Source organism: Acidiphilium sp. JA12-A1, from assembly GCF_000724705.2.
Lineage (GTDB): Bacteria > Pseudomonadota > Alphaproteobacteria > Acetobacterales > Acetobacteraceae > Acidiphilium > Acidiphilium multivorum.
Genome location: NZ_JFHO01000094.1, coordinates 24554 through 44614, shown reverse-complemented (window position 1 = coordinate 44614; position 20061 = coordinate 24554). Strand labels below are relative to the sequence as shown.

Genomic DNA, 20061 nt, shown 5'->3' with positions numbered 1-20061 from the left:
CGCCGATCGGCGCCGCGTCCGCGCGCGCCGTCCGCCCTGCCGCGCCGCCGCCGGCGGATTCGAAATCCGCGGCTACGCCTCCCAGCTCGCGCATCTGCTGAACCAGCCCGAAATGGCGGCGATCCTCGCCGCCGACCCGCGCTTCGGCCGCGCCGTCCGCCCGCTCTGCCACCTGCTCAGGATTCCGCTGCCGGCCGCGCTGGCCCCGCAACCGATTTTGCTCCGCCGCCCCGAACCCGCCAGCGGAACGCCCTCGCAGCGGCCCTGCAACCACTCTTCCGCGCCGGCAGCGGATCGGGCGGCGCCATCTCCCCCGCTTGCCGTCGCCCTCCGCCCGTCCGGATAACGCCGGGGCGGCGCTTACATTCAGCCCTCTGCCAGAACGTCCCTGATCGCCCCGGTCAGGCGCGCCAGTTCATCCTGCGCGATGGTCAGCGCCGGGGTGAGATAGACGATGTCGCGGAACGGCCGGATCCACGCCCCGCGCGCGACGAACCGCTCCCGCAACCCCGCCGGATTCTTGATCCGCCCCAGCTGCACCACGCCGATCGCCCCCTTCACCCGCACATCGACCACGCCGGGCAGCCCCCGGCACGGTTCCAGCCCCTCGCGCAGCCAGGCCTCGATTTGCCTGGCCTGCCCCAGCCGGTCCTCGGTCTCGAACAGGTCGAGCGAGGCATTCGCCGCGGCGCAGCCCAGCGGATTGGCCATGAAGGTCGGCCCGTGCATCAGCGCCTTCATCGGGTCCTCGCCGAGAAACGCCTCGTACAGGTCGCGATGCACCACCGTCGCCGCCAGCGGCGAGGTGCCGCCCGTCAGCGCCTTCGACAACGTGACGATATCCGGCACGACGCCCGCCTGCTCGAAGGCGAACATCGTTCCCGTCCGCCCGAACCCAGTGAAGATCTCGTCGAAGATCAGCGTCAGCCCGTATTGGTCCGCCGCCGCCCGCAGCCGCCGCAGCACGGCGTCGTCGTGAAACACCATGCCGCCCGCCCCCTGCACCAGCGGCTCGACGATGATCCCCGCGAGCTCCCCGGCGTGCCGCTCCAGCAGCGCCATGAAAACCTGCTCCGACTCCGCATCCCGGGGCAGGGGGGCGATCACATGCTCCTGCAACAGCCCGGCGAACAGCGCGTGCATCCCTTCCTCCGGGTCGCACACCGCCATCGTCGCCAGCGTGTCGCCATGATACCCGTCGCGGAAGGCAAGGAATTTGTGCCGCCCGCGCTCGCCGCGATTGAGCCGCGCCTGCACCGCGACCTTCATCGCCACCTCCACCGCGACCGAGCCGGAATCGGTGAAGAACACCCGCTCCAGCCCGTCCGGCATCATCCCGGCCAGCCGCGTCGCCAGCCGATAGGCCGGCTCGTGCGCCAGCCCGCCGAACATCACATGCGGCATCGAATCGAGCTGGGCCGCGACAGCCTCACGGATATGCGGATGATTGTAGCCATGGCACGCCGTCCACCAGGAGGCGACGCCGTCGATCAGCACCCGCCCGTCGGCCAGATGGATTCTTGCGCCCTCCGTCCGCACCGCCGGCAGCGGCAGCGGCGCGGTCTGCATCTGCGCATAGGGCAGCCAGACATGCCGCCAGCCGCGCTCCAGCCAGTCGCTCACGAAAGCTTCGTCATCCCGAGCCTGTCGAACAGCGCATTGTCCCGCGCGACCGCGGGGTTCGCCGTGGTCAGCAGCGTGTCGCCATAGAAAATCGAGTTCGCCCCGGCGAGGAAGCACAGCGCCTGCGCCTCGTCGCTCAGCGCCTCCCGCCCGGCCGACAGCCGCACCCAGGATCTCGGCATGGAAATCCGCGCCGCCGCGATGGTGCGGACGAAATCGATCGGGTCGATCGGCGCGCTCTCGCCAAGCTTCGTGCCCTTCACCGCGACCAGCGCGTTGATCGGCACGCTCTCCGGCGGCGGGTCGAGATCGGCGAGCGTCGCCAGCAGCCCGGCCCGGTCGTCGAGATCCTCGCCCATCCCGATGATCCCGCCGCAGCAGATATTGATCCCCGCATCCCGCACCGCCGCCAGCGTATCCAGCCGGTCCTGGTAGGTGCGGGTGGTGATGATGCTGCCGTAGAATTCCGGCGAGGTGTCGAGATTGTGGTTGTAATAGTCGAGTCCGGCCGATTTCAGCCGCGCCGCCTGGTCCGGCCGCAGCATCCCGAGGGTGACGCAGGTTTCCATCCCCAGCGCCTTCACCCCCTCGACCATCGCCGCCACCCGGTCGAGATCGTGATCCTTGGGCGAGCGCCAGGCCGCCCCCATGCAGAAGCGCTGCGCCCCGGCCTCCTTCGCCCGCCGCGCCGCTTCCAGCACCGGGGCGATGTCCATCAGCTTCGAGGCCTTCACCCCCACGTCGAATTCCGCGCTTTGCGGGCAATAGCCGCAATCCTCCGGGCAGCCGCCGGTCTTGATCGAGAGCAGGGTGGAAATCTGCACCTGGGTCGGGTCGAAATGCTGCCGGTGCACCGTCTGCGCCTGGAAGATCAGCTCGGGCAGCGGCAGCGCCAGCAGGGCGGCGATGCGCGCCCGCGTCGGGGACGGCGCGGCAGCGGCGGTGGCGGTGGAAGAATCGAGTGCGATGGACATGGCAAGCTCCGATTTGCCCCAAGGGGTCGAACCGGTGATAAACGCTGCATCCGCGTTCGTGAAGCTTTTGCGGCAGATTGAGACAGGATGACCACGCTCGACCAGTTCGCGACCGACAAGCTCGCCCGCCTCGAGGCCGGCGCCCTCCGCCGCCGCCTGCGCCCGACCGCCCGCGCCGCCGGCGCGGTGCTGGAGCGCGACGGGCAGCGGCTGATCTCGTTCTCCTGCAACGACTATCTCAACCTCTCCACCCACCCGGCGGTGATCGACGCCGCGATCGACGCCGCCCGCCGCCACGGCGCCGGCGCCGGCGCCTCCCGCCTCGTCACCGGCGACCATCCGCTCTATTGCGCGCTCGAGGCGCGCCTCGCCGCGCTGAAACAGACGGAAGACGCCGTGGTGTTCGGCTCGGGCTTCCTCGCCAATACCGGCATCATCCCGGCGCTGATGGCGCGGGAGGATGCGATCTTCGTCGACGAGCTCGCCCATGCCTGCATCTGGGCCGGCGCCCGCCTGTCCGGCGCCGCGCTCCACGTCTTCCGCCACAATGACCTTGCGCATCTCGCCGAACTCCTCGCCGCCCATCGCCAAGCCGCCCGCCACGCGATGGTGGTGACCGACGGCGTCTTCTCCATGGATGGCGACCTCGCGCCCGTCGGCGAGATGCTCGCCTTGGCCAAGGCGCATGACGCCTGGCTGATGACGGACGATGCGCACGGCATCGGCGTCATCAACGAAGGGCGCGGCTCGGCTCACGGCCATGACGTGCCGTTGCAGATGGGCACGCTGTCCAAGGCGGTGGGCAGCTATGGCGGCTATCTCTGCGCCTCGCACGTGGTGTGCGAGCTGATCCGCAACCGTGCCCGCAGCTTCGTCTACACCACCGGCCTGCCGCCGGCGGTGGTCGGCGCCTCGATCGCAGCCCTCGACCTGATCGCGAACGATCCCGCAATGTGCGCCGCCCCGCTCGCCCATGCCCGCCGCTTCTGCGCCGCCCTCGGCCTGCCGCCGGCCGAAAGCCCGATCGTGCCGCTCCTGCTCGGCACCGCCGAGCGCGCCCTCGCCGCCCAGGCGGTGCTGGAGGGGGAGGGCTTCCTGGTCGCCGCCATCCGCCCGCCCACCGTGCCCGAGGGTACGGCGCGGCTCCGCTTCGCCTTCACCGCCGACCACGCGCCCGGCGACATCGACCGTCTGGCCCAACTTGTCCGCGACAGAATCATGGTGAGCGCATGAGCCATTTCTTCATCACCGCCTCCGGCACCGAGATCGGCAAGACGCATGTCGCCGCCGGCATGATCCGTCACTGGCGGGCCGGCGGCGTTCCCGCGCGGGCGCTCAAGCCGGTGGCCAGCGGCTACCAGCCGGCGCTCTCGGCGTCGAGCGATGCCGGCATCCTGCTGCGGGCGATGGGCAGTTCGATGCTGAACGACGAGGCGGTCGCCGCAATCTGCCCCTGGCGGTTTCCCGACCCGATCTCGCCGGACATGGCGGCGGCACGCAGCGGCCGGCGCATTCCGTTCGACGACCTTGTTGCCTTCTGCCAGGCCGATATGGCCGGCGCGGCCGGCCCGATGCTGGTCGAGGGGGTCGGCGGCGCGATGGTGCCGCTGGATGAAACGCACACCGTGCGTGACTGGATCGGCGCCCTCGGCCTCGAGGTCGTGCTGGTCGCCGGCGGCTATCTCGGCACGATCAGCCACACGCTTTGCACCGTCGAGGCGCTGCGCGCGCGGGAGATCGCGATTGCCGCGATCGTGATCAACCCGATGGAGCCGCTGCCGGTGCCGGTCGAGCGCACGCGGGAGTCGCTGCTGCGGCATCTCGGCGCCACCCCGCCGCCGGTCTTCATCGACGATACGCCGGACTGGCACGCCTGGCTCGACGAGGCCGCCCGCCGCTGAGTCGCCGGATGATACGAACGGCGTGTTGACACCCCCCGAAATCCTATATACCGGTTATTGAAAATCTGCATGGGGAGACCGACGGATGCGCGCTCTTGTGCCCGATTGCCCTTGCAGGCGGCAGGCTGAGTGGCTTCTGTTCTGGTCTCGTTCCCGCACGGCCCACGGGTTCGCCCGGCGCCGGCGTGACACGGCGGGCCACGACCGCGACGGAAGTGGCTTCAGGCCCGGATCGGTCCGGAAAATTCACAAACACTAGGGGAAACAAATCCAATGGTCAGAAAACTCCTTTTTGGCGCCGGCATGATTGCGCTGTCGTGCGGGCTGGGTGTCGCGCACGCGGCCTCGGGCACGATCGAGATCGGCATGATCGCGGACATGACCGGACCGGCGGCGCTCAGCGGGCAGCACAAGGTCGATGGCGCGAAGCTCGCCGTTGACGAGATCAACGCCCATGGCGGCATCAACGGCAAGAAGATCAAGCTGATCGTCGAGGACGATCGCGGGCAGAACCAGGCCGGCGTCTCGGCCTATCAGAAACTTGCGGCGAACCAGAATATCGTCGCGATCATCGGCTCGATCCGCAGCACCATCGTGCAGGCGACGCTGCCTTACGTCGCGCGCTACAAGATTCCGACCATGATCGGCGGCACCGATCCGAAGCTGACGCATGTGGGCAACCAGTGGGTGTTCCGCTTCCGCCCGAACGATACCTATGCCTCGGCGACGATGGCCCAGTATGCGGTAAAGACGATGGGCAGCAAGAAGGTTGCCATTCTTTACGACACCGACGCCTTCGGCTCGGCCGGCAATCAGCTGCTCAAGGCGGCGCTCGTGAAGGACGGCGCGAAAGTGGTCAGCGACCAGGGCTACACGACCGCGACGCGCGACTACACCTCGTTCCTTGAAAAGATCAAGAACTCCGGCGCGGATACGCTGGCCACCTACATGACGAATTCGGAGGACGAGGCGCAGATGCTCAAGCAGCTGCGCCAGCTCGACCTCAAGGTGAAGATCATCGGGTCCACCTCGATCGCGACGGCGGTGTGCATCCAGCTTGCCGGGTCGGCGGTCGACGGCACCTACGGCGTTTCCGATTTCGTGGCGGACGGCAATGACGCGGCGAAGGCGTTCACCAAGCTCTATGTCGCGAAATATCACAGCCAGCCCGACGTGTTCGGCGGTTGGGTGTATGACGCGATGAACGTCCTGAGCCGGGTGATCGCAAAGGACGGCACCGCGCCGGCGGCGATCCAGAAGGGCATTCGCGCGGTGAAGGGCTATCACGGCGTCGAGGGCACCTACAATTTCGACGCGAACGGCGACGGGCTGCACGGCTATTGGGTGGTGAAGATGCAGCACCAGAAGGTCATCCCGATCAAATACGTCGGCTGAAGGCCGCGCGCCGTCCGGGCAGGGTCGTGGCCCGGACGGCGTTCGCCGTTATCGTGACGGAATGAAAAACCAGCTGCCCGGGATATCGTCTGCGTGTTCTCCGAATTCATCCAGCTGACCATCGCGGGGCTTGCGGTCGGCAGCATCTATGCGCTGATCGCGCTCGGCTTCGTGCTGATCTACACCTCGGTCAACGTGGTGAATTTCGCCCAGGGCGATTTCGCGATGATCGGCGCCTATTTCATGGTCAGCCTCGTCGTCGTGCTGCATCTGCCCTGGTGGCTCGCGCTTCTGCTCGCGGTGGCGGGAACCGGCGTGGTCGGCGCGCTGTTCCAGTTGCTGATCTTCCAGCCGGTGCGCAACCGGCCGCGCAACTTCCTGCCGGTGATGATCGCCACTGTCGGCGCCTCGGTCTTTCTCGAACAGGCGTTCCTGCTGATCTATGGACCGATCCCGTACCAGCTGCCGCCGATCTTCAAGGCGCAGTCGGTCGCGTTGCTCGGCGTGCACGTCTATCCGCAATATATCGTCATCATCGTCGTCACCGCCGCCATGGTGGCGCTGCTGAACTGGTTCCTCGAACGGACCAAGCTCGGCAAGCAGTTGCAGGCGACGGCGCAGGACCCGGACACCGCGCGGCTGATGGGAATCCGCGTGGCGTGGATGGCGGCGCTGACATTCGCCATCAGCACCGCGCTGGGCGGGCTGGCGGGTTTGCTGATCGCACCCGTCTACACGGTGACGGCGACGATGGGCTCGACCATCGCGCTGAAGGCGTTCGCCGCGGCGATCGTCGGCGGGTTCGGCAGCATGAAGGGCGCCATCGTCGGCGGGCTCGGCATCGGGCTGATCGAAACCTACGGCGCGACCTATATTTCGGGATCGTATCGTGATGCGTTTCCGTTCATCGTGCTGATCCTGTTCCTGATCTTCCGGCCATACGGGCTGTTCGGTGAAAAAGTCTCGCAGAAGGTCTGACCGGCGCGCCGGCGGCTTCAGGGAAACGACAACATGACCAGGTCGATCGCCAAGTTCCTGCCCTTCATCGCGCTGCTCGTGCTGATTCCCTTCCTGCTGCCGGGCGGGCGGCTGGGCTCGTATTATCTCACGCTGCTGATCCTCTCGCTGTCCTACGCCGTCGCGGCCCTGGGGCTGACCGTTCTGCTCGGCTATTCGGGGCAGATCTCGCTGGCGCAGGCTGCGTTTTTCGGGATCGGCGCCTATACGTTCTCGATCCTCGCGGTGAACCACCACATCGGCTACTGGAGCGCGGCGCTGGCGGCGGTGGCGGTGACGACCGGGTTCGGCCTGTTCCTCGGCGCGATCTCGCTCAGGCTCGCCAGCCACTATCTCGCGCTGGTGACGATCGGCTTTCAGATCATCACCGAACTCGTGCTGAACAACTGGAACGCGGTGACCGACGGCGCCGACGGGATTTCCAACATCCCCCGGCCGAGCCTGTTCGGCTACGCGATCAACAGCGATCACGGGTTCTATTTCATCTCCGTCGCGGTGCTGGTGCTGGCGAGTTATGTCGTGTTCCGCCTGCGCCATTCGCGGCTGGGCGGGGCGCTGTTCGCCCTGCGCGAGGACGAGATCGCCGCTTCGGCAAACGGGATCAGCCTGTTCCGGACCAAGGTTCTCGCCTTCGCCGTCTCCGCGGCGCTCGCCGCGATGGGCGGGATTCTCTACGCTTCCGGCTCGCTCTATATCAGCCCGAACGTCTTCAATTTCTATCAGTCGGTCTCGTTCTTCGCGATGGCGCTGGTGGGCGGGCAGGCCTCGATCGTCGGCACCACGCTGGGTGCGGGGCTGATCACCTTCCTGCCGGAAGTGCTGCGCTTCCTGCATGCCTATTACATCGCGGTCTATGGCGTGCTGGTCGTCGTCGTCGTGCTGTTCATGCCGGAAGGGCTGTACGGGTTGCTGCTCCGCGGCGTCGGCGCGGTGGCGACGCTGGTGGCGGGCCGGCGGCGCTCTGACGAGGAAGAGGTGGCGCATCTCGAGGCCGGCGCCGTGCCCGAGCGGCCGGTGGCCTCGGACCGGCCGCTTCTGGAAATTCGCGATCTGGCCAAGCATTTCGGCGGCATCAAGGCGGTCAACGGCGTGTCGCTCACGGTCAACCGGGGCGATGTCGCGGTGCTGATCGGGCCGAACGGATCGGGCAAGACGACGGTGCTGAACGTGCTGAGCGGGATCTATACGGCGACGGCGGGATCGATCGTCTATGACGGGAAGGAGATCACCAATCTCGGCCCGGCGCGGATCAACCGGCTCGGCATTTCCCGCACCTTCCAGAACATCCGCCTGTTCCCCGAACTCACCGCGTTGGAAAATGTGGCGGTCGGTTATTACCGGCGCGGCACGGTCGGGCTTGCGGGCGCGTTGCTCTCGCGGCCGCGCGGCTATCGCGAGGAACGCGAGGCGATGGAAAAGGCGAGGGAAACGCTGCATTTCCTCGGTTTCGCCCGGCTCGGCGTGAAGGCGAAGAACCTGCCGTACGGGCAGCAGCGCATCGTCGAGATCGCGCGGGCGATCGTCTCCGGCCCCGAACTCCTGCTGCTCGACGAGCCGGCGGCGGGGATGAACCACGAGGAAACCGAGGTGCTGTCGCAGATCCTCTACCGGATCCATGCGCGGGGGATGACGATGCTGCTGATCGAGCACGACATGAGCTTCGTCTCCAGTGTTGCGACGCGGGCCTATGTGATGGATTTCGGCCAGAAGATCAGCGAGGGTTCGGTGAAGCAGGTGCTGTCGGATCCTGCCGTGATGAAGGCGTATCTGGGTGACGATGTCGAATATGCTTGAGGTCAGCAACATCCAGTCGCGCTATGGGCAGGTGACCGCCCTGCACGATATCAGCATCGAGGTGCGCGCGGGCGAGGTCGTCGCCCTGCTCGGCGTGAACGGCGCCGGCAAGTCGACCACGCTCAAGACGATTTCCGGTCTGCTGCACCCGACGCGCGGCGAAATCCGTTTCGAGGGCGAGCGGATCGACCGGATGGCGCCGGAGGCGATCGTCCGCCGCGGCATCGCGCATGTGCCGGAGGGGCGGCACGTGTTCCCGGGGCTTACCGTGCGCGAGAACCTGATCATGGGCACGTCGAACCGGAAGGTGTCGCGCGCCGAAACCGAGCGGGACATCGAGGGGATTCTCGAAATCTTCCCCGATCTGAAGCGGCTTTACACGCAGATGGGCTGGTCGCTCAGCGGCGGGCAGCAGCAGATGCTGGCGATCGGCCGAGGGCTGATGGCGAAGCCGCGCCTGCTGATGCTGGACGAGCCCTCGCTGGGCCTCGCGCCGGTCATCGTCAAGCAGGTGTTCGCGACGATCGCGCGGATCAACGCCGAGGGGATGACGGTGCTGCTCGTCGAACAGAACGTCAATCTCAGCCTGAAGGTCGCGCATCGCGCCTATCTGCTGGAGACCGGGCGGATCGTGCGGGCGGACACGAGCGAGGCGCTGCGCGCGGACGAGGGGTTCCGCGCGGCGATGCTGGGTGCTGGCGCCCACTGACGCCGGCGCCGCGGCCACATGAGATTTCGCCAGGCGGTCACACGAAACTTCGCCTGGCTGTCACATGAAACCTCACTTGGCGGTCACATGACCGCGCCGACCTGCCAGGGCACGAATTCGTTGTCGCCATAGCCGAGCCGTTCGGATTTCGTGCGCGCGCCGGAGGCGACGTCGAGCAGGTGGCGGAAGATTTCCTCGCCCTTTTGCGCGATCGTCGTGCCGGAGAGGATGTCGCCGCAATCGATGTCCATGTCGGTTTCCATGCGGCGGTAGAGATCGCTGTTGGTGGCGAGCTTGATCGAGGGCACCGGCTTGCAGCCGAAGGCCGAGCCGCGGCCGGTGGTGAAGCAGAGGATGTTGGCGCCGCCGGCAACCTGGCCGGTGACCGAGACCGGGTCGTAGCCCGGCGTGTCCATGAAGACGAAGCCGCGCTCGGTGACCGGCTCGGCATAGCGGTAGACGGCGGTGAGCGGCGTGGTGCCGCCCTTGGCGACGGCGCCGAGGGATTTCTCGAGAATGGTGGTCAGCCCGCCGGCCTTGTTGCCGGGCGAGGGGTTGTTGTTCATCTGCCCGCCGGTGCGGGCGAGATAGTCGCGCCACCAGTCGATCCGCGCCAGCAGGTCGTCGGCGATGCGGCGGCTCGCGGCGCGATGGACGAGAAGATGCTCGGCGCCATAGATTTCCGGCGTCTCCGACAGGATCGCGGTGCCGCCGTGGCGCACCAGGATATCCGCCGCCTCGCCGAGTGCGGGGTTGGCGGTGAGGCCGGAATAGGCGTCCGACCCGCCGCATTGCAGGGCGAGGATGAGATGCGAGGCGGGCAGGGGCTCGCGCCGCGCGGCGTCGGCGCGGGGCAGGATCTCGCGCAGCGCGGCAAGCCCGGCCTCGATCGTCGCGGGCGTGCCGCCGGAGTCCTGGATCGTCATCCAGTGGAAGCGGGGATCGTCCTTCAGCCCGTAGCGGGCGGTCATCCGCGCGATCTGCAGCACCTCGCAGCCGAGGCCGATGAACAGCACGCCGGCGACGTTCGGGTTGCAGGCCGCGCCCCAGAGCGTGCGTTCCAGCAGCTCGTAGCCCTCGCCATCGGCCGCCATGCCGCAGCCGGTGCCGTGGGTGAGCGGAACGATGCCGTCGACATTCGGAAACCCGTCGAGCAGCCCGCTCCGCTCCGCCCGCAGCGCGATCTGGCGGGCGACGGTCGCGGCACAGTTCACCGAGCTCAGGATGGCGATGTAGTTGCGCGTGCCGACCTGGCCGTTGGCGCGGCGGAAGCCCATGAACGTCGCCGGCGCGGCGACGGGTTCGACCGGCTTCACCTCGCCGAGCGTGTAGTCGCGCGCGAATTCGTGAACCTCGACATTGTGTTCGTGCACCCAGGCGCCGGGCGCGATGGCCTCCTTCGCGAAGCCGATGATCTGGCCGAACTTGCGCACCGGCGCGCCGGCCTCGATCGGGGCGGCGGCGATCTTGTGCCCCCGGGGGATTCGCGCCGAGGTCACCAGGCCCTCGGCGACGCCGGTGCCGGATGCGATCGGCTCGATCGCCACGAGGACATTGTCGGCGTCGTTCAGGCGCACGGTGGTGGGAGCGTTCATGGGTCTGGTTCCGTTTCTCGCCCTGGCGCGGGGCGGTGGTCCGCCCCGGGTCGTTGAATGAAATATACCGGTATGTATTTTTCCGATAAACGGCAAGCCGGTCAAGCGCCGGCCGGCCGTCCCGCGCGCTGCGCCACCTCGCCGGCATCGGGCGAGAAATAGTCGCGCCGCTCGGCGATCAGCAGGCGCACGGTTTCGAACACCCGGTCGAGATGCGTCTGCATCGCGGCGGCGGCGCGCTCGGAATCGCGCCGCATCAGCCCGTCGAAGATCGCCTGGTGCTCGGCGAGCACGGTTTCGGCGTGGTGCGGGCGCGGGAAGCCGAGGCGGCGAATGCGGTCGAGCTGCGCCTTGGCGCCGTTGATGATGCGCCAGACCGTGGGCGAGGCGCCGCATTCGCTGATGAGGCGGTGGAAATCCTCGTCCAGCAGATAGAACTCGTCGAAATCGCGGGCGGCGGAAGCCTTGCGCTGGGCGGCCATGTTGGCGGCGAGCGCGCGCTCGAAGGCGAGGTTCATCCGCGATGCGGCGAGCCGCACCACGCGCATCTCCAGCGCGTCGCGCACCATCTGGCCGTCGAACGCGTCCTGGATATGGATGGGGGCGACGCTGGTGCCCGAACTCGGCACCACGGTGACGAGGTTTTCCGCCGCGAGCTGCAGGATCGCCTCGCGCAGCGGCGTGCGCGAGATGCCGAGCCGGGCGCAGATTTCGCGCTCGTTGATCGCCGCCCCGGGCGGCAGCTTGAGCTGGACGATGCCGTTGCGGATGATCGTGTAGATCTGCGCGGTCTTGCCGATCGCGGGGTCGAGCCGGAGCGCGCCGAGCGAGGCGAGGAACGGATCTTCCGCCGCGGGGTTTCCGGTTTCGGCGGGCTGCTTGCGGGGGCGCGGCATGAATCTCCCTGACGTGGTGCGCCCGGAAGGATCTGACCGGCATGGACGCAAGGCGTTTTGCACCGATCATACCGGGGGCGCGACATGTTTGACAGTCGTGATTTACCAATATACCGGTATTTCGGGAGGGTCGATACATGGACGGTCTGCCGGCGCGCGAGGGGAACATGAAACGGGCGCTGGAGGGGCGGGTTGCGGTCGTCACCGGCGCCGGCGGCGCGATCGGCGCGGCGGTGGCCCGCGCGCTCGCGGCCGAGGGGGCGGTGCTCGTGCTGGTGGACATCGCCGCCGGGAAGCTGGCCGCGACCGGCGCCGAACTCGGCGCTGCGGCGCGGGTGGTCGTGGCCGATCTCGGCGATCCGGACGCCATCGCCGCGGCGGCTGCCGTCGTGAACGATAAGGGCGGCGCCGACATTCTCGTCAACAATGCCGGCATTCTCTCGAACCGCAAGATCGACGCGACCGATCTCGCCGAATGGCGGCGCGTGCAGGCGGTGAATCTCGACGGCGCCTTCCTGCTCACCCGCGCCCTGCTGCCGGCGATGCGGCGGAAGGGCTGGGGGCGGATCGTGAATATCGCCTCCTACGCGGCGAAATGCGGCGGGCTGACGGCGGGCACGGCCTATACGGTGTCGAAGGCGGGGCTGGTGGGGCTGACCTTTTCGGTCGCCCGCGAGGTGGCCGCCGAGGGGATCACCGTCAACGCCATCGCGCCGGCCTACGTGATGTCGCCGATGGTGTCGGAAATGCTGACCGAGGCGCAGCGCGCCGAACAGCTTGCGCAGATCCCCGTCGGCCGGTTCTGCCGGCCGGAGGAAGTGGCGCATGCGGTGATGTTCCTGGCCTCGCCGCTGGCGGCCTCGATCACCGGCGAGGTGATCGACATGAACGGCGGATTGCAGTTTGACTGACGGGCCGTTATCTCCGGCGCGGCTCGCGTCGCTGCCGGCGGACATCGCCCGCCCGGGCTATGACCGCGATGCGGTGCGGACCGGCATCCTGCATCTCGGCCCAGGCGCGTTCCACCGGGCGCACCAGGCGGCCTTCACCGAGGATTGCCTTGCGGCGGGCGAGACGGCGTGGGGGATTCTCGGCGCCTCGCTGCGCAGCGCGGGCACGCGGGACGCGCTGGCGCCGCAGGATTTCCTCTACACGCTGGCGCTGCGCGAGGGCGGGCGAGAGGCGTTGCGGGTGGTGGGCGCGCTGCGGGGCATTCTCGCCGGCGCCGATGCGCCGCGCGCGGTGCTGGCGGCGCTGGACGATCCGGCGATCCGTATCGTCACGCTCACCATCACCGAGCGCGGCTATGGTTGCGATGTCGCGCGCGGGGAGCTCGACGAGGGCGATGCGGATGTCGCCCACGATCTCGCCGCGCCGGATGCCGCGCCGCGCAGCGTGCCGGGGTTGCTCGCCGCCTCGCTGTGGCGGCGGCGGCGGGCGGGGATCGCGCCGTTCACGCTGCTCTCCTGCGACAATCTCGCCGGCAATGGACGTGTGCTGCACGCGGCGGTGACGCGGATGGCGGCGCGGCGCGATCGCGGGTTCGGCGATTTCGTGGCGGCGGAAGTGGCCTGCCCGTCGAGCATGGTGGACCGGATCGTGCCGGCGACGACGGCGGAGGACCGGGCGCGGATCGCCGCCCGTCTCGGCTGCGCCGATGCCGCACCGGTGGTCGGCGAGCCTTTCGCGGAATGGGTGATCGAGGACCGGTTCCCGACCGGGCGGCCCGGCTGGGAGCGCGCGGGGGCGCGGTTCGTGACCGACGTCGCGCCGCATGAGCGCCGCAAGCTGCGGCTGCTGAACGGCGCGCACACGATGCTCGCCACGATCGGGCCGGGGCTCGGCTGCGCCACGGTGGCGGAGGCGGTGGCGCATGAACGGCTCTCGCCGGTGCTGGCGCGGTTCTGGGCGGAGATGGCGGCGACGCTGCCGGCGGAGACCGACGCCGCCGCCTATTGCGCGCGGCTGCGGGCGCGGTTCGGCAACACGGCGCTGCGGCACGAACTGGCGCAGATCGCCCTGGGATCGGCGCAGAAACTGCCGCAGCGAATCCTGCTGCCCTGCCTCGAGCGCTGGCGCGCGGGGCGGGCCTCGCCGGTGCTGATCGCGGTCATCGCCGCCTGGCTGCGCGGCGCGGCGGCGGGCGGCGACCCGCTCGACGGGCTCGCCCGGCGCGAGGTTTTTGCCGCCGACGAGTGGCGCGCGCCGCCGCTTCGGGGCATGATCGCCGAGGAATGCGGCGCGATGGCGCGGCAGGGGCTGGCGGCGCGGCTCGACGCGCTCTGCCGCGCGCCGGACTGACAAGGGGAAAGGGCAGGGCGATGGAAGAAACCTGGCGCTGGTTCGGGCCGGAAGATCCGATCCCGCTCGAGCATGTGCGGCAGGCGGGGGCGACCGGCGTGGTGACGGCGCTGCACGACATTCCGCCCGGCGAGCCCTGGCCTGTCGCCGCGGCGCAGGCGCGGCGCGACGCGATCGAGGCCGCCGGGCTGCGCTGGAGCGTGTGCGAGTCGATCCCGGTGCCGACCGGTATCAAGTGCCGCGACCATGACTGGCCGCGTCTCGTCGCGGTGTGGAAGGACTCGCTCGCCGCGGTGGCGCGGGCGGGGGTCGGCGTGATCTGCTACAATTTCATGCCGGTGATCGACTGGACGCGCACCGAACTTGCCCACGAGATGCCGGACGGGGCGAAGGCGCTGCGCTTCGACATGGTGGATTTCATCGGCTACGACGTCTTCGTGCTGCGCCGCGCCGGGGCGGCGTCGTGCTATCCGGCGCCGCTGGTCGCGCAGGCGGAGGCGCGGATGGCGGCGTGCGACGCGGCGGCGCTGGCGCGGCTGGAGCGGACCATCATCGCCGGCCTGCCGGGCGGGGCGGCGGCGCAGACGCGGGAGACCATCGCCGCCGAGATCGCCCGGTTCGACGGGCTGGACGACGCGGCGGTGCGCGCCAATCTGGTCGATTTCCTGCGCGAGGTGGTGCCGGTGGCCGAGGAACTCGGCGTGCGGCTCGCGATCCATCCCGACGACCCGCCGGTGAAGCTGTTCGGCCTGCCGCGCGTGGTCTCGACGCTGGAGGATCTGGCGACGCTGTTCGAGGCGGTGCCCTCGCGGGCGAACGGGCTGACGCTCTGCGCCGGGTCGCTCGGGTCGCGCGCGGATAACGACGTGCTGGCGATCGCCGAGACGTTCCGCAGCCGCATCCATTTCGCGCATCTGCGCAACGTGACGGTGGAGCCGGACGGGTCCTTCGTCGAGGCGCCGCATCTCGGCGGGCGGACCGACATGGTGGCCCTGCTCGCCCTGCTGCTGCGCGAGGAACGCGAGGCGGCGGCGGCGGGGCGGCGGGCGTCGATCCCGCTGCGGCCGGACCACGGGCATCTGCTCGCGGCCGATGCCGCCAGGCGCGTCAATCCCGGCTATTCCTATATCGGCCGGCTGCGCGGGCTGGCGGAGCTGCGTGGCGTGATCCGCGCGCTCGAAGCCCTGGCGCCGGCGGCGTGATGTTCACCGCCATCGGGGAATGCCTCGCGGAGTTCGCGCCGAACGAAGCGGGCGGCTACGCGCTCGGTTTCGCGGGCGATACGTTCAACGCCGCCTGGGCGGCGCGGGTGCGGCTGCGCGGCGCGGTGCCGGTGCGCTACGTGACCGCGATCGGGACCGACTGGATGTCGGACGCGATGCGCGCGCGGATCGAGGCGGCCGGGATCGATGCCGCCTTCGTGCGGCGGGTCGAGGGCGCGTCGGTCGGGCTGTACGTGATCCGGGTGGAGGCGGGCGAGCGGTCCTTCGCCTATTGGCGGCGGCAGTCGGCGGCGACGCATCTGGCCGACGATCCGGCATTCCTCGCACGGGCGCTGGCGGGCGCGCGGCTCGTGCTGGTCTCGGGCATCACGCTGGCGATCCTGCCGCCGGCGGGGCGGGCGGCGCTGCTGGACGCCCTCGGCGCGGCGCGGGCGGCGGGGGCCGAGATCGCCTTCGATACCAATTACCGCCCGGCGCTGTGGCGCGACGCCGACGAGGCGCGGGAGATGATCCGGCGCGTGCTGCCGCTCGTGGATATCGCGCTGCCGACCTTCGAGGACGAGGCGGCCCTGTTCGGCGACGCGGCGCCGGCGGCGACGGTCGCGCGGCTCGCGGCGGCGGGGGTGCGGGATGTCGTCGTCAAGAACGGCACGGCGGCGACGCTGGGGCGCTTTGGCGCGGAGAGCTTCGAGGTGGTGCCGCGCGAGGTGGTGACGCCGGTGGATTCGACCGGCGCGGGCGATGCGTTCAACGGCACCTTCCTCGCCTGCCGGTTGCAGGGCATGGCGCCCGCGGCCGCGGTGGCGGCGGCGCAGGCGGTGGCGGCGCGGGCGGTGCTGACGCGCGGCGCGCTGATCGCCGACGAGGCGTGAGCCGCGCTTAGAGCACTTTCCGATCCTTTTGGATCGGATGTAGTGCCCTATCATGCTGATAAATCGAGCATCTTTATCCGATCAGATGACTCCATCTGATCGGATGATGCTCTAGCCCCGGTAGATCCGCGCGGCGTTGCCGCCGAACACCGCGTCCACCGCATCAGGCGCCATCACCCCGGTGAGGGCTTCCGCCGCGCCGCGCCAGGCATCGTAGGAGGCGGCGAGGGTGAGCACCGGCCAGTCGCTGCCCCAGAGAATCCGGCTTGGGCCGAAGGCGTCGAACACCGTGCGGACATAAGGGGCGAGCGCGTCGAAACCGGCACCAGGCGCCGCCTCGGTGATGAGGCCGGAGAGCTTGCAGGCGATCGCCGTGTCGGCGGCGAGGCGGTGCAGCGCCTCCGCCCAGGCGGCGTGGCCGCGCTGCGGGATCGACGGCTTGGCGGCGTGGTCGAGCACCATGGCGAGGCCGGGATGCCGGCGCGCGAGTTCGACGCAGCGCGGCAGGTGCGCGGGGCGGACCAGCAGGTCGAGCACCAGCCCGGCGCGTTCCATCGCGGCGAGGGCGGGTTCGATCTCCGGGCGCAGGATCCAGTCGGGATTGGCGATGTCCTGCAGCATCGGGCGCAGGCCGGCGAGGCGTGGTTCGCCCGCGAGGGCGGCGATGCGGGCGGGCGCATCGTCCGCCGCGAGATCGGTCCAGCCGACCACGGCGCGGACGAAGCCGCCGGCGCCGGCGGCGATGTCGAGCAGGAAGCGCGTCTCCGCCTCGGTGGGCGCGGCCTGGACGAGGATGACGGCGTCGATCCCCGTCGCGGTGCGGCGGGCCTCGTCGAGCGTGATCTCGCGGCAGATCGGCAGGTCCGGCGTCAGCCAGCCATAGTCGCCGCGGGCGGGCGACCAGAGATGGAGGTGGGAGTCGATGCGCATCATGCGGTCAGCGCGCGGTCGAGATGGACATAGCCGCCATCGACGACGTGATGCTGGCCGGTGACGTGCGAGGCGGCGGCGGAGAGCAGGAAGACGACGCTCGCCGCGATTTCCGCCGGCGTGGTCATGCGCGCGCCGAGCGGGATGGTGCGGGTGATGGCGGCGCGGCGGGCCTCGGGGTCGGGCTGGGCGGACAGCCACTGGTCGTACATCGGCGTGGCCACCTCGGCGGGAAGGACGGCGTTGACCCGTATGCCCTCGGCGGCGAGTTCGGCGGCCCATTCGCGGGTGAGGCCGAGCAGGCCGCCCTTGGCCGCGGCATAGCCGCTGGTGCCGCCCTGGCCGGTGAGGGCGACCTTGGAGGCGATGTTCACCACCGCGCCGCGCGACTGGCGCAGATGCGGCAGGCAGAGATGCATCAGGGTGAAGCACTGCACGAGATTGCGTTCGAGCGAGGCGCGGAAGGCTTCGAGTGCTGCATCGAGCGTGCCGCCAAGCCCGGCGCGATCGTTCACGCCGGCATTGTTCACCAGCCCGTCGATCCGGCCGTGGCGCGCGGCGATGGCGGCGATGGCCCCGGCGCAGGCGGCGGCATCGGTCAGGTCGAGGCGGTGATGCTCGCCGGGTGCTGCGGCGCGGTCGAGCACCACCGGCACGGCACCGGCGCCGGCCAGCGTGTCCACCACCGCGGCGCCGATTCCCGAGGCGCCGCCTGTGACGATGACGATCTTTCCCTTGAGCCCAAGCTCCATTGCTGCTCCCTTCCCTGCGGGTCGTGCCAGATATCGTTGTTGTATAGAAACGAAATCGGCATCGCCGGCGCGGACGCTATCAACCGGCCGCGGGCCGCGCAAGCCGGCGCGCGATGCCGCGATGGTGAGGCGCCGGCGGCGGCGGCCCGCTTGTCAGCGTTGCTGCATATCGATATTCTGCACCCCAATGGCCGATGGCGGACGCCTTCGGCGAAGGGGAGGAACAACGATGCGAGCGAACGACCCCGGAACGGGCGCGCCGGTCGGAACGGAGATCTCGGCATGAGCGTGCCCGCCCTTGAGGTGCGCGGCGTCGACAAGCGGTTCGGCGCGGTCGAGGTGCTGCGCGACGTGTCGCTCGAAGTGGCCCCAGGCGAGGTGCTTGGCGTGGTCGGCGACAACGGGGCCGGCAAGTCCACCCTGATGAAGGTGATTTCCGGCGTGCACCGGGCCGATTCCGGCTCGATCCGGCTCGGCGGCGAGGAGATGTCGTTCCGCTCGCCGCGCGATGCGCGCAATGCGGGGATCGAGACGATCTACCAGGACCTCGCGCTTGCCGATCATCTCGATGTGGGCGCCAACATCTTTCTCGGCCGCGAGCCGATGCGGCGTTTCATGGGCCTGGTGCCGATGCTCGACGAGCGGAAGATCCATGGCGAGATCGCCGCCCTGCTGGCGCGGATCGAAAGCCACATTCCCGATCCGATGACGCGGGTGCTCGACCTTTCCGGCGGGCAGCGCCAGGCGGTGGCGATCGCGCGCGCGCTCTACTGGCGGGCGAAGGTCGTCATCATGGACGAGCCGACGGCGGCCCTCGCCGTGATGGAAACCGAGAACGTGCTGAAGATGGCGCGGCAGCTCGCCGGCGAGGGGATCGGCGTGCTGTTCATCGGCCACAACCTCGTCGAGATCCTCAAGGTCTGCGACCGGGTGATGGTGATGTATCGCGGGCGCAAGGTGTTCGACGCGCGCTCGGCCGAGACGTCGCAGACCGAACTGATCCGCTACATGACCGGCTATGCGGATGCCGAAACCAACGAAGCCGAAAGGGAACATCCATGAAACTACGCAAGACATTGCTCGGTGCCGCGGCGGTCGCGCTGCTCGGCGGCATGGCGGCGGCGCCGGCCATGGCGGCCGCGCCCACCGTTCATTCGCTGCCGGTGCCGGCCAAGCCGGCGAAGCATTATCATTTCACGCTCATCACGAAATCCAACGCCTCGCCCTACTGGCTCGCGGTGCGCGAGGGGGCGGACGCGGCGGCGAAGAAGTTCGGCGTTTCGGTCGCCTTCGAGGCGCCGGCCAGCGGCACCGACCTCGCCGGGCAGATCGGCATGGTCAATAACGCGGTGACAGGAGGCACTGACGGCATCATCCTCGCCGCGCAGAATCCGCAGGCGCTGCTCAAGCCGGTGAAGTCGGCACTCGCGCATCACATTCCGGTGGTGACGGTCGATTCCGGCCTGTCGCCCAACATTTCGGACTGCTTCCTCGCCACCTCGAATGTCGGGGCCGCGGCGGCGCTCGCGAAATATACGGCCGACCACCTGATGGGCGGCAAGGGACAGTATGCGATCGTCGACTTCAACCACACCGCCTCGACCGGAATCGCCCGGCCGAAAGGCTTCATGCTCGGGATGAAGTCCTATCCGCACATCAAGAAGATGGGGCCGATCCAGTATTCCAACAACGACGTCAGCGCCGGGCTGCGGATCGCGACCACGATGCTTACGCAATACCCGCATCTCAAGGTGATCTTCGGCGCGAACGACCGCGCGGCGCTCGGCCCGGCCGAGGCGGTGCAGCGCGCGCACGCCAAGGTGAAGGTCGTCGGGTTCGATGCCGATCTTGGCGAGATCGCGCTGGTCAAGGCGGGGATCATCCAGGCCTCGATCCTGCAATCGCCCTACGACATGGGCTATTACGCGGTGGTCGCGCTGCTCGACAAGCTCGACGGCAAGACGCTGCCGAAGCGGATCAACACGCCGTATTTCCTGCTGACGCCGAAGAATCTCGGCTCCAGCCAGGCGACGGCGGCGATCCGCCAGTACGCGCCCAAGTATAACCCCGCGGGCTGAG

At 69.3% G+C, this 20061-nt stretch carries 18 protein-coding genes and 1 pseudogene; 13 read left to right on the top strand and 6 right to left on the bottom strand.

All coding sequences use genetic code 11. The features are described 5' to 3' along the window. Positions 1–346: pseudogene (locus RT91_RS16120) on the top strand (TOP6B-like family protein); the annotation flags it as partial. A 20-nt stretch (positions 347–366) separates the two neighbouring features. Here the strand turns inward: RT91_RS16120 and RT91_RS16115 are convergent. Both RT91_RS16115 and bioB read right to left on the bottom strand, forming a co-directional pair. Then, a complete protein-coding gene (locus RT91_RS16115; RefSeq protein WP_035188437.1) occupies positions 367–1623 on the bottom strand; it encodes an adenosylmethionine--8-amino-7-oxononanoate transaminase in 1257 nt (418 codons plus the stop codon). Continuing rightward, the gene (bioB, locus tag RT91_RS16110) at positions 1620–2597 is read right to left on the bottom strand and encodes a biotin synthase BioB (RefSeq protein WP_012039684.1); all 978 of its coding nucleotides are present in this window, start codon (positions 2595–2597) and stop codon (positions 1620–1622) included. The genes RT91_RS16115 and bioB overlap by 4 nt, the downstream gene beginning before the upstream one ends. Positions 2598–2684: 87 nt before the next feature. Between bioB and bioF the strand changes: the two genes are divergently transcribed. The 6 genes from bioF (at position 2685) to RT91_RS16080 (ending at position 9413) form a co-directional block, all read left to right on the top strand. Beyond that, the gene (gene bioF, locus RT91_RS16105) at positions 2685–3830 is read left to right on the top strand and encodes an 8-amino-7-oxononanoate synthase (protein WP_035188435.1); all 1146 of its coding nucleotides are present in this window, start codon (positions 2685–2687) and stop codon (positions 3828–3830) included. Continuing rightward, a complete protein-coding gene (gene bioD, locus RT91_RS16100) occupies positions 3827–4498 on the top strand; it encodes a dethiobiotin synthase (protein WP_035188432.1) in 672 nt (223 codons plus the stop codon). The genes bioF and bioD overlap by 4 nt, the downstream gene beginning before the upstream one ends. Before the next feature lie 273 nt (positions 4499–4771). After that, positions 4772–5893 (top strand): ABC transporter substrate-binding protein, encoded by a 1122-nt coding sequence (locus RT91_RS16095; RefSeq protein ID WP_007423275.1) that lies wholly within the window; start codon positions 4772–4774, stop codon positions 5891–5893. A gap of 93 nt (positions 5894–5986) precedes the next feature. Beyond that, on the top strand, positions 5987–6871 hold the full coding sequence (locus RT91_RS16090) for a branched-chain amino acid ABC transporter permease (RefSeq protein ID WP_007423274.1): 885 nt from the start codon (positions 5987–5989) through the stop codon (positions 6869–6871). A gap of 33 nt (positions 6872–6904) precedes the next feature. Then, the gene (locus RT91_RS16085) at positions 6905–8704 is read left to right on the top strand and encodes an ABC transporter permease subunit (RefSeq protein WP_012039682.1); all 1800 of its coding nucleotides are present in this window, start codon (positions 6905–6907) and stop codon (positions 8702–8704) included. Then, positions 8697–9413, top strand: a complete 717-nt coding sequence (locus RT91_RS16080) for an ABC transporter ATP-binding protein (RefSeq protein ID WP_035188430.1) — start codon at positions 8697–8699, stop codon at positions 9411–9413. The genes RT91_RS16085 and RT91_RS16080 overlap by 8 nt, the downstream gene beginning before the upstream one ends. An 83-nt stretch (positions 9414–9496) precedes the next feature. Here the strand turns inward: RT91_RS16080 and RT91_RS16075 are convergent, their stop codons facing one another. Then, on the bottom strand, positions 9497–11008 hold the full coding sequence (locus tag RT91_RS16075) for a UxaA family hydrolase (protein ID WP_035188428.1): 1512 nt from the start codon (positions 11006–11008) through the stop codon (positions 9497–9499). Between the two features lie 101 nt (positions 11009–11109). Further along, complete coding sequence (locus tag RT91_RS16070) at positions 11110–11904, bottom strand: GntR family transcriptional regulator (protein WP_012039679.1); 795 nt, start codon at positions 11902–11904, stop codon at positions 11110–11112. A 137-nt stretch (positions 11905–12041) separates the two neighbouring features. Between RT91_RS16070 and RT91_RS16065 the strand changes: the two genes are divergently transcribed. From RT91_RS16065 to RT91_RS16050, 4 genes are read left to right on the top strand one after another with little or no spacing between them, the layout of a single operon-like run. Beyond that, positions 12042–12815, top strand: a complete 774-nt coding sequence (locus RT91_RS16065) for an SDR family NAD(P)-dependent oxidoreductase (RefSeq protein WP_012039678.1) — start codon at positions 12042–12044, stop codon at positions 12813–12815. Beyond that, positions 12808–14205: a mannitol dehydrogenase family protein gene (locus RT91_RS16060; protein ID WP_035188425.1), complete on the top strand. Its 1398-nt coding sequence runs from the start codon at positions 12808–12810 to the stop codon at positions 14203–14205. Before RT91_RS16065 ends, RT91_RS16060 begins: the two co-directional genes overlap by 8 nt. A gap of 20 nt (positions 14206–14225) precedes the next feature. Further along, complete coding sequence (gene uxuA / locus RT91_RS16055) at positions 14226–15407, top strand: mannonate dehydratase (protein WP_013640421.1); 1182 nt, start codon at positions 14226–14228, stop codon at positions 15405–15407. Then, complete coding sequence (locus tag RT91_RS16050) at positions 15407–16300, top strand: sugar kinase (protein ID WP_035188422.1); 894 nt, start codon at positions 15407–15409, stop codon at positions 16298–16300. Before uxuA ends, RT91_RS16050 begins: the two co-directional genes overlap by 1 nt. 111 nt (positions 16301–16411) lie before the next feature. Here RT91_RS16050 and RT91_RS16045 read toward each other — a convergent pair whose 3' ends face one another. Further along, on the bottom strand, positions 16412–17230 hold the full coding sequence (locus RT91_RS16045) for an amidohydrolase (RefSeq protein WP_035188448.1): 819 nt from the start codon (positions 17228–17230) through the stop codon (positions 16412–16414). Beyond that, positions 17230–17982, bottom strand: coding sequence for an SDR family oxidoreductase (locus tag RT91_RS16040; RefSeq protein WP_035188419.1), 753 nt, complete (start codon positions 17980–17982; stop codon positions 17230–17232). The genes RT91_RS16045 and RT91_RS16040 overlap by 1 nt, the downstream gene beginning before the upstream one ends. A gap of 282 nt (positions 17983–18264) precedes the next feature. On the opposite strand from RT91_RS16040, the gene RT91_RS16035 reads away from it, so the two are divergent. Beyond that, on the top strand, positions 18265–19044 hold the full coding sequence (locus tag RT91_RS16035) for an ATP-binding cassette domain-containing protein (RefSeq protein WP_007423993.1): 780 nt from the start codon (positions 18265–18267) through the stop codon (positions 19042–19044). Then, positions 19041–20060 carry a substrate-binding domain-containing protein gene (locus tag RT91_RS16030; protein WP_007423991.1) on the top strand — a complete coding sequence of 340 codons (1020 nt, stop codon included), beginning with the start codon at positions 19041–19043 and terminating at the stop codon, positions 20058–20060. Before RT91_RS16035 ends, RT91_RS16030 begins: the two co-directional genes overlap by 4 nt. The last annotated feature ends 1 nt before the right edge of the window (position 20061 follow it).

Coding starts and splice junctions, on each gene's coding strand:
- bioB (WP_012039684.1), bottom strand. CDS start 2,597: ATGTCCATCGCACTCGATTCTTCCACCGCCACCGCCGCTGCCGCGCCG.
- bioF (WP_035188435.1), top strand. CDS start 2,685: ATGACCACGCTCGACCAGTTCGCGACCGACAAGCTCGCCCGCCTCGAG.
- bioD (WP_035188432.1), top strand. CDS start 3,827: ATGAGCCATTTCTTCATCACCGCCTCCGGCACCGAGATCGGCAAGACG.
- RT91_RS16095 (WP_007423275.1), top strand. CDS start 4,772: ATGGTCAGAAAACTCCTTTTTGGCGCCGGCATGATTGCGCTGTCGTGC.
- RT91_RS16085 (WP_012039682.1), top strand. CDS start 6,905: ATGACCAGGTCGATCGCCAAGTTCCTGCCCTTCATCGCGCTGCTCGTG.
- RT91_RS16080 (WP_035188430.1), top strand. CDS start 8,697: ATGCTTGAGGTCAGCAACATCCAGTCGCGCTATGGGCAGGTGACCGCC.
- RT91_RS16075 (WP_035188428.1), bottom strand. CDS start 11,008: ATGAACGCTCCCACCACCGTGCGCCTGAACGACGCCGACAATGTCCTC.
- RT91_RS16070 (WP_012039679.1), bottom strand. CDS start 11,904: ATGCCGCGCCCCCGCAAGCAGCCCGCCGAAACCGGAAACCCCGCGGCG.
- RT91_RS16065 (WP_012039678.1), top strand. CDS start 12,042: ATGGACGGTCTGCCGGCGCGCGAGGGGAACATGAAACGGGCGCTGGAG.
- uxuA (WP_013640421.1), top strand. CDS start 14,226: ATGGAAGAAACCTGGCGCTGGTTCGGGCCGGAAGATCCGATCCCGCTC.
- RT91_RS16050 (WP_035188422.1), top strand. CDS start 15,407: ATGTTCACCGCCATCGGGGAATGCCTCGCGGAGTTCGCGCCGAACGAA.
- RT91_RS16045 (WP_035188448.1), bottom strand. CDS start 17,230: ATGCGCATCGACTCCCACCTCCATCTCTGGTCGCCCGCCCGCGGCGAC.
- RT91_RS16040 (WP_035188419.1), bottom strand. CDS start 17,982: ATGGAGCTTGGGCTCAAGGGAAAGATCGTCATCGTCACAGGCGGCGCC.
- RT91_RS16035 (WP_007423993.1), top strand. CDS start 18,265: ATGAGCGTGCCCGCCCTTGAGGTGCGCGGCGTCGACAAGCGGTTCGGC.
- RT91_RS16030 (WP_007423991.1), top strand. CDS start 19,041: ATGAAACTACGCAAGACATTGCTCGGTGCCGCGGCGGTCGCGCTGCTC.